Below are 11,918 nucleotides of genomic sequence, written 5' to 3'. Positions count from 1 at the left end.
CTTGTCTGGACGGGATTTTTTTCGCAGTTGCTGGCAATCATTCTCCGACGGCTTCTGCAACCGGGAGTCGGGCGCCAACCAGGCTGGCCGCGCTGAAAAGCTGCGCGACTGCGGCCGGTGTTAGCAGGTGTTGTTCGAGCAACAGCTCGCGCACAGAGCGCTTGGTGGCAACGGCGTTTTTGATCAGCCGCATGGTCGCCTCGTAACCGATCGTCGGCACCAAAACGGTGGCGGCGATGGCAGAGTGTTCGACCATCGTCTGGCAGTCGCCGGCGTTGACCTTGATGCCGGCGACGCACTTGGTCGTCAGCGTCTCGATGGCTTGCGTCAGTTGGGTCATGCTGGCAAAAAGGCTGGTGAAGATGACCGGTTCAAAGGCGTTGAGCTCGAGCTGGCCTGACTGGGCGGCGAGCGTGACCGTCAAGTCGTTACCCATGACGGCAAACGCCACTTGGTTGACGGCCTCTGGGATCACCGGGTTCACCTTGCCGGGCATGATGGAACTGCCGGCTTGGCGGGCAGGGAGCTGGAGTTCGTTGAGCCCGGCTTGCGGGCCGCTGCCCAAAAGCCTGAGGTCGTTGCAGAATTTGTTGAGATCCACCGCCAGCGCCTTCAACGCACCGGAAAAACTGACGAAGCAATCGACGTCTTGGGTGGCATCGATCAGATCGGCGGCCTGGCTCAGGTGCAAGCCGCTGAGGGCATTGACCGTTGCCACGATGTGCGCCTGATAATAGGGACTGGCATTCAATCCGGTGCCGATGGCGGTGCCACCGAGGTTGACGGCGGTCAATTCGCTGGCCGCGTGGCGCACGCGTCGAACGTCGCGGCTGAACATGCTGGCATAAGCGTTGAACGTGTTGCCCCAAGTTGTCGGCACGGCGTCTTGCAGTTGCGTCCGCCCGACACGTAGAAGCGTTTGCGTCAGTGCGGCTTTGGCGCGCAACTGGGCGATCAAAGCCGCGATGGCCGTCAACAGGCCGGGGGTCATGGTCAACAGCGCCATTTTCCCGGCGGTGGGGTAGACATCGTTGGTCGATTGGCCTTGGTTGACCTCGTCGTTGGGATGGATGGCGATGCCACTTTGACGCTTGGCGAGCTTGGCAACGACTTCGTTGACATTCATGTTGGTCGACGTTCCGGCGCCGCCTTGGATCGCCCGGATCGGAAACGCGTCGTGATAATCCCCATGTAACAAGGCGTCACAGGCAGCGATGATCGTCTGAGCCTTATCATGGGCGAGGGTGGCGCCTTGTTCGTTGACGATCGCGGCGGCTTTTTTGATCGTGATGGTCGCTTGAATCAGCGCCGGGTGTACGCGCGCATCGCCGATCGGGAAATTCTCAATGGCCCGCATGGTGTGGACCCCGTACAGGACGTTGTCTGGGACGCGGATACGCCCGACACAATCTTCTTCATAATGCATTTGATAATCCTCCAGTCACAGCTGAAAATTAATTAACAAATTTTAGCTAAAAATTAGCTCAAATTGTTAACAGTATCCCATAGCTCGGAGACGTTGGCAAGGAAGATCATGGTAGAAATCTCACACTGTTATTTTGAAATTCAAGCGGCGTTATTTAATGTGCTCGTTTTAATCGGCGACATCCACAACCGTTCAAGGCACAAAAACACCGCTATCACGCGATTCTCGACCGATTCGGGTGCTAGCGGCATTGGCATTAATTGAAGTTGATGCGGCGCTGGTGGGCATAGTTTTGCAATTCTGCGCTTAAAATAACAGGCACCTTCCGTAGCGCGGCGAAATCTTTGGCCCCAAGCATCGCCATCAAGATCGGCAACTGTTCCTGCCAGCCTTCCAGATGGGCTTGCGTCGCGGCGTCACCGTCTTGGATCAGCCAGTGGAGGACCTGTCCGCTGACTCCCACGGCGCTGGCACCAAGCCGCAGGGCCTTGAGCATATCCCACACCGTGCGCACGCCGCCGGTGGCTAAGATAGTGGCAGAACTGCCTTGCGCCTCTAGAAGCGACTCGACGGTGGATTGGCCGAAGCCTTGCAGATCCGCGAGCAACTCTGGTGCCTGCGTGCGGGCGTTTTCGATCTGGGCAAAATTCGTCCCACCGCGACCGCCGACATCGATGTACGCCACGCCGACGGCCACCAGTTGAGCGATCGCTTCGCGGGTCATCCCGGCGCCCACCTCTTTGACGATGACTGGGACGTCGACATGGGCGACAATGTCTTGGATGTGGTCTAGCCACCGGAAGTCGCGGTCGCCTTCGGGCATCACGGCTTCTTGAACGGCGTTAAGGTGGATCTCCAGTGCATTGGCATCGAGCATTGAGATGGCGTCTTGCGCCTGTTGCCAGGTGGCACCGCCGCCGAGGTTGGCCAGCACGAAGCCATCGGGATTTTCGCGGCGCAGCGGCAAGAAGGTGTCGACGAGAGCGGGTTCGCGCAAGGCGACAGATTGTGAGCCGCTTGCGATCGGCAGATGCAAGGCGTGTGCGAGTCGGCCGAGGCGGGCGTTATACGCGCCGGTTTGCTTGGAGCCGCCGGTCATGGCGTTGATGTAAAACGGCCATTGCCAACCCAATATCTGCGGCCGCACGTCGACTTCTGCGACCGTCATTTCCGGCAGGGGGTCGTGTAGCAGGCGAACTTGGTCAAAACCCGCCGCCGCTTGGGCCTTGTAGAATTTTTCCGCCAAAAAAAGGTGCTCGTCTTTGCGGTGAGACTGCAGGGATTCTGTCATCATGCTTCCTCCGAAAGAACGCGTGCCGCCGGTCCCGGCGCGGTTGCCAAAACTCGCCCGGCAAACGCTGGCGTCAAGGCCTGATGGATCTGGGCAACATAAGGCGCCAGCGTCAAGATCTTGACGTTGGGGCCGGCATCCATCGTCGCATACGCCGGTACGCCTGCCGCTCGCAAGTCGCGCACGATCGCCCAGGCTTGCAGGGTCTCCGGCGTCCAGTAGGTGAACGCCGGGTCACTGGCGAGGATCGCGGCGTGCATCTGCATGCTGCTTTGTTCGGTGAGGTGGCCGATCGTTTCGAAATCTGCTGCCGCTAGGGCCGCCACCATTTGTTTGGCGGCTTGTTCGTTGTGTTCGACCCATGCCGGGTAATAAGGCGAGGTGGCAACGGTGTTGGCCATCAAATTCCGCGAACTGATCGGCTTTTTGCCTTTGTCGACCATCACGACCAGCATCCGCAACGGCAAGCTCGTATCAGGCAAGGCCTCTGCGAAACTCGACGCGTCGTCGACGCCGCGGTGCCAGATCGCCAAGCCCCCATAGATACTGCGCGTCGCCGAGCCCGACCCACGGCGGGCCAGACGTGACAGCGCTTGATCGTCTAACGTCAATCCCGCGGCACGGCTGGCTGCCAACGCCAACGCCGCGTAGGCAGACGCGGAACTCGCCAGACCTGCGGCGGTGGGGACGTGGTTGTGCGACACCACCGTCGCCTTGGCCGTGATGCCGGCACGCTGGCGCACGAGATCCAAGAAGGCGCTGATTTTTGCCGTCGGCTGCAAGGTGCCGTCGAGGGTGAAGCGGTCTTGGTCTAACGTCGGTTCAAAGCTGACGGTCGTGTCCGTATAAAAATCTGCCAGCGTCAACGAGACGCTGCTGGTGTAAGGCAAGATCAACGCGGGATCGCGCTTACCCCAATATTTGATCAATGCGATGTTGGTGTGGGCCCGAGCCGTGACTGTCGACATGTTTTCCTCCTCAATCTGCTTCTGCGGCAAAATCATACTGCCAAGCGGCCGTCGCGCCTGCGGCAATCAGCGCCGTTTGGATCGCGGCAGCTTGCTGGGCGTCTTGAGCTAATGCGATCAAACAACCGCCTTGACCGGATCCCGTCAGCTTGGCGCCCAAAGCTCCGGCAGCGCGCGCTGCAGTAATCAAGCGATCGAGTTGCGCGTTACTAACACCAAGGGCTGCCAGCTGGGTCTGCGCGACATCCAGTTGGTGCCCTAAAGCGACCAGGTCGTCTTCTGCCAGCGCGCGGGCGGCGCGTTGCACCGCCGTTCCGATGGCGGCCAGGCGCGGTTTGGTTGCACGCGGGTTGGCTTCCAGGCGCATGGCGACGGCGCCAACGGCGATTTTGGTCTGGCCGGGGATCCCGGTGTCTGCAATTACCAGCGTTCCGTTGCTCGGAAACGCGATCGGTTTCGTCGGGTGGCCCTTGGTGAACCACTGCGGCGCCTCGGCGCTGGTCGTCGCGGCATCAAGCCCGCTGGGGTTGCCATGGATGACATGCTCGGAGCGTGCCGTCCATGCCAACAGCTCCGCGCGCGACAGCTTGGCGTCACAGGCCGCGAAAATGGCCCGCACGACCGCCGTGGCGGTGGCGGCAGAGCTGCCCATGCCGCGCTCAGGCGGCAACGCACTGTCGATGGTCAACGTCAAGCCGGCTTGGGCCTGCCCAAAATGTGCCAGCAGGTCCATGATCAGTTGCGCGATCCCGGCAAAATTCGTCGTTGCCGCCGCGTCCAGTGCCCCGGTATAAAACTCAGAGACGATCTGTTGGTGATGATCCGCCCGCGGGATCAGCTTGGCGACCAAGCGGATGGACTTCACCGGCAAAGCGATGGCAGGGTAGCCATAAACTACCGCGTGCTCGCCGATCAAGATGATTTTGGCAAAACTTTTGCCACTTGCTTCATGCATAATTTATCCCCTCTAAACTTCCCTTTAAACTATACCCTAAAGCATGGAAATCGGCTAGGTTGTGCTACACTTGAAAGAGTTATCAAGGAGGGGAAATCATGGCCTTACAGTTCATTCTTGGCACCGCCAGTGCCGACCACCGCCAAGCAGTCATCGCGCAGGTGCAAGCCGCATTGGCTGATCTGAAAGCCCAAGTCTTCTATTTGGTGCCCAACCACGTCAAATTCGAATCCGAAGTCAGCCTGATGCAAGGGTTACGCCAAACGCCTCATGCGGCGGTGGCGCAAAATCGGGTCCAGGTCTTGTCGTTTTCGCGCTTGGCCTGGTACTTCCTCAAAGACTCGCCGCTGTACGCGCAACCGCGGCTAGACACCACCAGCAACACTATGCTCGTGGCGCGCCTGCTGGAAGAAAACGCGGACCAGTTGCAGCTGTTCAACGGCTTAGTTCGCGCGCAGGGCTTCGTGGAAAAGCTGGCTGCCCAGCTGGCCGAATTACTGCAAGGCCGCATCGACGCAGGTATTTTGGCGCAAGCGGTCGCCGGGTTGCCAGGATCTGATCGCCACCGCGCCAAGCTCGCAGACCTGGTCGTGATGATGCACGCCTATGAAGCTGCCATCGGCCCGTTTGCCACGCAACCAAGCCTCTTGGCGGGGTTGAACCGGGCCCTCACCGAAGCCGACCTCAGCCATACTTATTTCATCCTCAACCATTTCAACGATCTGGCGGCCAGTGAAGCCCAACTCGTTGATATGATGATGGCCAACGCCGCGTGTGTCAGCGTCTGCTTAACGCTCGACACGCCGCCTAGCGGTGAGGTGCAAGGCCCCGATTTGTTTTTGCCGGCCAAGCGGTTGTACGCGCGCTTAGCCCAACGCGCAACTTCATTGAAGGTACCGGTATTGCCGCCGATCCAAGCGGCGCCGCGGGCGATCAGCACCGCGATGGCAGCGACCGAGGCCTTTTTTGTCGCGGACACCAAGATGGCGCCGCTGGCAGATGCCAAAACTTGGCAGACCAAGCTCGAAGCAGACGGCGGCATCACCTTGGCCAAGGCCGATTCGCCTTACAATGAGTTGCGTCGCGTCGCACAGCTGATCGATCAAGGCGTTCACGCCGGGGCGCGGTATCGTGACTACCTCGTCATCGCTCGGCACCTCGACCCGTACCAAGACCTGATCGCGCCGATTTTTGCCGAATACGACCTGCCGGTGTTTGTCGATCGGGAACAGCCGATGCAACACCATCCGCTGGTGGCGCTGATGGATAGCCTGTTTGCCATCAACGACCATCACTATCAATATCAAGACGTCATGCGGCTATTGCGCACCGAGTTGGTCGTGCCAGATGACATCGCGCTTGACGATTGGCGCCACGCCGTCGATTTGTGCGACAATCATTTGTTGCGCACCGGGGTTACCGGCAGCGCTTGGCTGAAAGATGAAGACTGGCAGTATTTCCGCCGGCGTCAAGACGAAACCAAGCCAGACGCGTTCGATCCGGATAAAACTGCCGCGATCAACACGGTTCGCCGCTTCGTGAAAGCCAGCCTGCCGCCGTTGTATGCCGCGTTAAAAGCCGCAACCACCGGCCAAGAAGCCGCAACTGCCTTGTATCAGTGGCTTATCAATCACGGCGTCGTCGCGCAACTGTCGGCCTGGCGGCAAAACGCAATCGACCGCGGGGACCTGGCGGCAAGCCAGGCTGGGGAACAAGCCTGGGAGGCGTTTGTTGGGATCTTAGACAATTACGTCGCGATCCTCGGGAACACGCCCTTTGATGAAGGCCAGTTCCGCGATTTGATCGCCGCGGGTTTTGCCAGTGCGACGTACACCCAGATTCCATCGACGCTGGATCAAGTCGTGGTTTCTGAAACCGCGCTGACCCGGCTGCCAAAAGCCAAACACGTCTTTGTCATCGGCGCCACAAGCCTGGTGATGCCTGACGTGCCCGACGATTCCGCCTTGTTGTCTGCAGACGACCGCGAGCAGTTACAGCCTTATCTGCCAGACACCGCCTGGTTGCCGTTGAACGGGCCGCAGTCTTCGCTTGGCGATCCCTTCATCAACTACGTCGCGATGCTGGCGGGAAGCCAGACGCTGACGATCAGTTATCCCGGCTTTGCGGACCAAGAAAATCATCCGTCTGTGTATTACACGCGCTTGTCCCAGGCGCTAGGGGTGAAAGAGATCACCTGGGGGCCGGCAGGGTTGGCGACGGCGGTCAAAGAAGTCGCCGGCACGCCGCGTAGCCTGTTGAGCGACTTTGTCCGCGTCGCGCGTCTCAGTCGCGACCACAACGTCGCCATCGGCCACGCGTGGCCGGCAGTGTTGGCCGCCATCAAACAACGCTCAGCGCACCTGCACGATTTGGCCATGCACTTGGACGCCAGCCTTGACTACGACAACAGTGTCGGTAAGCTCGATCCTGACTTGGCCAAGAAACTGTACGGTGAACATCTGAACGTCTCGATTTCTCGACTTGAAACGTATCATCGCAACCCGTTTGAATATTTCTTGAAATACGGGCTGAATCTGCAGCCACGGCCGGAATTTGCGCTGACGTCGCTGGATTCCGGGAGCTTTTATCATGCCGTCCTCGACCAAGCGCTTAAAGCCGCCATCAATGATCCCGAGCTGCCGTTGGTCAAGCGAAGCGACGCTCAGGTCGCGCAACTGGTCAGCGACACGTTGGCCAAGGTGATCGGCAAAGGGGGCTGGGAGATCTTGTCTTCAAGCAACCGGATGCACTACGTTACCTATCGCATGCAGGCGCTGTTGACCACGATGGTCAAGGCCATTCGCGATCAGCAAAAGCGGACGCATTTTCGCCCTAAGCGCACGGAGCAACCGTTTGGCCTAGGCGATCCGAAAATCGCCATGGCGCCGTTGGTGTTGCCGGTGGCAAACGGGCGTCAGATCAGCGTCCGTGGCATCATCGACCGGTTGGATATGGTCAGCATCGACGGGCAAGACTACTTCATGGTGATCGATTATAAGTCCAGCAAACATGAATTTAAGCCGCAAGAAGCCTTTTACGGCGTGTCCATGCAGATGCTGACGTATATTGACGCGGCCAAACACGACTTGCCAAAGCAGCGGCCAGCCGGGGCGGTGTATATGCACATGCAAAAGCCGGCCATCGATTACAAGGCCAGCTATCGCAAAGGGCAGTCCGAGCAAACCGAGCTGTTTAAGCAACACCGCATGCTCGGGTTGCTGGTGTTGCCTGATGACTATTCGCTGGCGTTACCATTGTTGACTGCATTGGATGACCAATTGCCTGATGGCGGTATCGCCAGTCCGATCGTGCAGCTGGAAACGTTGAAAAACGGTGGCCTCTATGCCAGCCGTTCGAAGTTCGTCACCCCAGCGCAGCTGGACTTGTATTTGGCGCACAACCGCCGCGAGATCGTGACAGCCGCAGAAGCCATCATGGCCGGCGACATCGAACTGGCACCGATTCAGTTCAAACAAGAAGCCACCACGATCACCAACAGCGATTACCAAGCCATCATGTTGTTCGATCCGGCGACCGGCAAAGACCGGTACCATCACGTTGACCCGCTGGATCAAGCGACAGTTTTGAAGAAGATCGAGGAGGAAGAAGATGCCGGAGTACACACCGAGCCAACGCCAGGCGATTGAACATGGCGGCCATGACGTGCTTGTTTCTGCAAGCGCCGGATCAGGTAAAACCACCGTGTTAGTCGAGCGAATCTTGCATCGCTTGCGCCAAGGCCAACAGCTGTCGCGCATGCTGATCGTGACGTTCACCAACGCCGCGACTGCAGACATGAAGCTGAAGATTCAAAAAAAGCTCAAAGAGGCAATCGACGCAGAAAAGGATCCGGCCATCCACCGGCATCTCGTCACCCAACTGGCGATTTCAAACGGGGCGCCGATCATGACCTTGGATGCCTTTTCCAATCAGATCGTCCAGCAGTATTACTATGCCATCGAGTTGGATCCCGGGTTTCGTCTGCTGTCCGATCCGATCGAGCGGACCATCTTGGAAGAAGAGGTATGGGGGGATGTCTGCGAGGTTTTGTACGCCAGCGACGAGCAAGCGGCTTTCACCGCCTTGGCGGACAACTTCAGCCAAGGTCAAGATGATTCCGGCTTGATGACGACAGTTTTTAAACTGATCGACTTTGCCAACACCACCACCAATCCCGTCCAGTGGCTGGCAGATTTGGCGACGCCGTATGCACCAGAGACGTTCGACCAAGACTACGCCACACGCTATTGGCCGACCATCGCCGCGCAGTGCCGAGAAGCCGCCGCGGAATTGGAAGCGTTGCTCCCAGATCTTGATCCTGATGACAAGGCCCACCTTAAAGGCATCGAGAATCTCAATCAGACGATCGAAGCGCTCAAGGTGCTGGCCGCCAGCGCCCCGGCAGATTATCAAGCGGCCTATGAGGCATTGGCCGCATTCAAATGGGGAAGCTGGCCAAGCGGCAAGGCGGCGTCAGACGCGGCCCAGGCAGCCAAAGACCACACCAAAGCTGCACGCAACGCGATCAAAGATCGGTTCACCAAAGATGTTGCCGACGCTTTGACCATCGCGCCCGATGATCTCAAGCACGCGCTTGAACACGCCTATCCGCTAATGCAGACGCTCAGCACCGCTGCTCAAGAATTCTTCCATGCATTTGCGGCAACAAAACAAGAGCGTCACCTGCAAGACTTCACCGACATCGCCCACAACGCCTTGGCGATCTTGCAAAGCATTGACCCCCACACCGGCAAGCCGATCGCGGATAACTTCAAGACCAGCTTCGACCAGGTGTTTGTCGATGAGTACCAAGACATCAATCCGTTGCAAGAAGCGCTTCTAGATGAGGTCAGCCAGCTGACGCCTGGCAACCGGTTCATGGTGGGGGACATCAAGCAGAGTATTTATGGCTTCCGCTTGGCCGACCCGAGGCTGTTTTTGGCGAAGTATCACCGCTTCGGCGATGCCGACACGCCAGGCGAGCGGCTGGTACTCGCCAAGAACTTCCGGTCCACCAGCAACGTCATCGACTTCACGAACCTGATCTTCAGCCAGCTGATGGATGAACAAGTCGGGGACATGGACTACGATCAAGACGCCCAACTGCAACGCGGGACCTTCGACGCACCAGCTGACTTTGCGCCGACCACCGAGCTGTTGGTGAACGTCGACGAATCCGCCACAGAAGACGCGGACGCTACAGAACAGGCGGAAATCGATAAGGCGACTCGGCAGGTGCAACGCGTCATCGCCAAGATCCAAGCGTTAGTCAACGACCCCAAGGCCGTCTTATATGAAGGGTTTGATAAAAAGACCCAGACTTGGCGTACCCGGCGGATCGCATACCGCGACATTACTCTGTTGGTCCGCAGTCGCACCCAAAACGTCACGATTCAAAGCGCTTTTGCCGCCGCCAATGTGCCGATCGTGGTGGCAGACGCGCAAAACTATTTCAAAACCACGGAGCTGATGACGATGCTCAGTCTCTTGCGGCTGATCGACAATCCGCACCAAGAGATCCCGCTAGTCGCAGCGTTACGCTCGCCGCTGGTGGGCATGTCTGCCGATCAGCTCGCGTTGATCCGGTTGGCCAAGCCCGAAGCCAGCTTCGATGACGCTTGGGAAGCATTTTTGGCCGCGCCGGCAGCATCGACTTGGCGCCAAAAAACCCAGGCCAAGGCCAAGCGGTTCCAACAGCAGTTGGCAGACCTGCGCGACTTTGCCAAGGAACACGAACTGGTCGAGCTGATCTGGCGGTGTTACGACGAATTCGGTTATCTGGATTACGTCGGCGGCCTGCCAGGTGGCAACCAGCGCCAGGCCAACCTGCGCGCACTGGCCGGCCGGGCGGCCAACTACGAAAACGGCGGCTTCCGCGGCTTGTTTGCGTTCATCCACTTCATCGAGCTGATGCAAAAACAAGACAAAGACCTCGACACCGCTGTCACCGTCGATCCTGATGTCGATGCCGTGTCGTTGATGACCATTCACGCCAGCAAAGGCCTGGAGTTCCCGGTGATGTTCCTGCTGTCGGCGGAAAAGCAGTTCAATCTGCGCGACCTCAGCGCCACGTCGGTCCTCACGCCGGAACTGGCCGGAATCCAATGGACGGATCCTGAGTCTTCGGTGCGCTATCTCTTGCCGCAGTATCTGCAGGCAAAGACGCAAAAGCGGTCACAACTCTTGGCCGAAGAAATGCGGCTGCTGTATGTCGCGCTGACCCGCGCCAAACAATACTTATACATCGTGGGGACCGTCAAAGACAAAGAAGCCGCGCTCAAGCCTTGGCAAAGTGCGACCAGTGCCGGTTCGCAGATCTTGCCGGCCCAGTTGCGCGCCAAGGGTAAAAGTTACCTGGACTGGCTGCTGATGGCGCTGTTGCGCACACCGGCCCTTGATGGCGACGGCCTGCCGGAAACGTTCAACGCCCAGGCCAAGATCGAATTTGCCACGCCAACAGAAGTTGCGACAACCAGCCAACCGGCCAAGGTCGAAACAACGACCATGCCGGCGTTGGATCTCGATCTGACCACCTGGTTTGATTGGCAGTATCCGCATGCCGCGGCGACCAAAACCACCGGTTTTCAAAGCGTCACCGAGATCAAGCGGGCGCTGAGTGAAGACCCGACCAACGCAGAGCTGGTCAAAAGCGGCCGCCAGCTCGCCGGCAACCGTTTTGTCAGCGATTTTGCGACGCCGAAATTCTTAGCCCGGCCGCAAGGCGTCTCGGCCACTGCCATCGGGACGGCGACGCACCGGGTGCTGCAGATCCTCGACTGGCACCAACCGGCCGCAAACGCCGTGCCTGATGCCATTGGCCAGCTGGTCGCGACTGATCAGGTCGACGCAGATGTCGCGGCAGGCATCAACCAAACCAACTTGGTGGCCTTTTGCCAGTCTGAGTTTGGCCAGTTGATCGCCGCGCATGCAGATTCATTGCAGCGCGAAGTCGCGTTTTCACTGTTGCTGCCGGCCAGTGACGTTTTTGCCACAATGGCAGGTGATGCCAGCAGCGACATCATGGTCCATGGGATCATCGACGGCTTCATCGACACACCTGATGGCATCGTTGTGTTTGACTATAAAACCGATCGGGTCGCCAATGCTGACGCCTTGTTGCCGCGCTACACCACCCAGCTGCAGCTTTATGCCAAAGCACTGGCGCTGATGCAACCCCGGCCGGTCGTTGGGCGCTATCTGGTTTCACTGGTGCATGGCAGTACCGTTGCCGTAGCCAAGGGCGCTCAAGAATAGTAGAATAGATACATTATTAACGAA

Annotated in this window: 6 protein-coding genes; 2 read left to right on the top strand and 4 right to left on the bottom strand. The window is 58.6% G+C overall.

Features of this window, described 5'->3' with window-relative positions; all coding sequences use genetic code 11:
* Window positions 1–37 precede the first annotated feature (37 nt).
* The 4 genes from ACYVRB_RS06510 to mvk all read right to left on the bottom strand — a co-directional run bounded on the left by ACYVRB_RS06510 (window position 38) and on the right by mvk (window position 4,640).
* Window positions 38–1,426, bottom strand: a complete 1,389-nt coding sequence (locus ACYVRB_RS06510) for an aspartate ammonia-lyase (RefSeq protein WP_461214289.1) — start codon at window positions 1,424–1,426, stop codon at window positions 38–40.
* A 256-nt stretch (window positions 1,427–1,682) separates the two neighbouring features.
* Window positions 1,683–2,717 (bottom strand): type 2 isopentenyl-diphosphate Delta-isomerase, encoded by a 1,035-nt coding sequence (gene fni / locus ACYVRB_RS06505; protein ID WP_461214323.1) that lies wholly within the window; start codon window positions 2,715–2,717, stop codon window positions 1,683–1,685.
* Window positions 2,717–3,685: a diphosphomevalonate decarboxylase gene (mvaD, locus tag ACYVRB_RS06500; RefSeq protein WP_461214288.1), complete on the bottom strand. Its 969-nt coding sequence runs from the start codon at window positions 3,683–3,685 to the stop codon at window positions 2,717–2,719. The genes fni and mvaD overlap by 1 nt, the downstream gene beginning before the upstream one ends.
* Window positions 3,686–3,695: 10 nt before the next feature.
* Window positions 3,696–4,640 carry a mevalonate kinase gene (gene mvk / locus ACYVRB_RS06495; protein WP_461214287.1) on the bottom strand — a complete coding sequence of 315 codons (945 nt, stop codon included), beginning with the start codon at window positions 4,638–4,640 and terminating at the stop codon, window positions 3,696–3,698.
* A gap of 98 nt (window positions 4,641–4,738) precedes the next feature.
* On the opposite strand from mvk, the gene ACYVRB_RS06490 reads away from it, so the two are divergent.
* Together ACYVRB_RS06490 and addA are read left to right on the top strand one after the other, a co-directional pair.
* Window positions 4,739–8,287, top strand: coding sequence for a PD-(D/E)XK nuclease family protein (locus ACYVRB_RS06490; RefSeq protein ID WP_461214286.1), 3,549 nt, complete (start codon window positions 4,739–4,741; stop codon window positions 8,285–8,287).
* Window positions 8,250–11,894: a helicase-exonuclease AddAB subunit AddA gene (gene addA, locus ACYVRB_RS06485; protein ID WP_461214285.1), complete on the top strand. Its 3,645-nt coding sequence runs from the start codon at window positions 8,250–8,252 to the stop codon at window positions 11,892–11,894. The genes ACYVRB_RS06490 and addA overlap by 38 nt, the downstream gene beginning before the upstream one ends.
* The last annotated feature ends 24 nt before the right edge of the window (window positions 11,895–11,918 follow it).

Source organism: Lacticaseibacillus boliensis, assembly GCF_054784775.1.
The sequence above is the reverse complement of the archived record's forward strand: the minus strand, read 5'-3'. Positions and strand labels throughout refer to the sequence as shown.

Excerpts from the sequence above, each read along its gene's own strand:
- ACYVRB_RS06510 (WP_461214289.1), bottom strand. The coding sequence starts at position 1,426 with ATGCATTATGAAGAAGATTGTGTCGGGCGTATCCGCGTCCCAGACAAC.
- fni (WP_461214323.1), bottom strand. The coding sequence starts at position 2,717 with ATGACAGAATCCCTGCAGTCTCACCGCAAAGACGAGCACCTTTTTTTG.
- mvaD (WP_461214288.1), bottom strand. The coding sequence starts at position 3,685 with ATGTCGACAGTCACGGCTCGGGCCCACACCAACATCGCATTGATCAAA.
- mvk (WP_461214287.1), bottom strand. The coding sequence starts at position 4,640 with ATGCATGAAGCAAGTGGCAAAAGTTTTGCCAAAATCATCTTGATCGGC.
- ACYVRB_RS06490 (WP_461214286.1), top strand. The coding sequence starts at position 4,739 with ATGGCCTTACAGTTCATTCTTGGCACCGCCAGTGCCGACCACCGCCAA.
- addA (WP_461214285.1), top strand. The coding sequence starts at position 8,250 with ATGCCGGAGTACACACCGAGCCAACGCCAGGCGATTGAACATGGCGGC.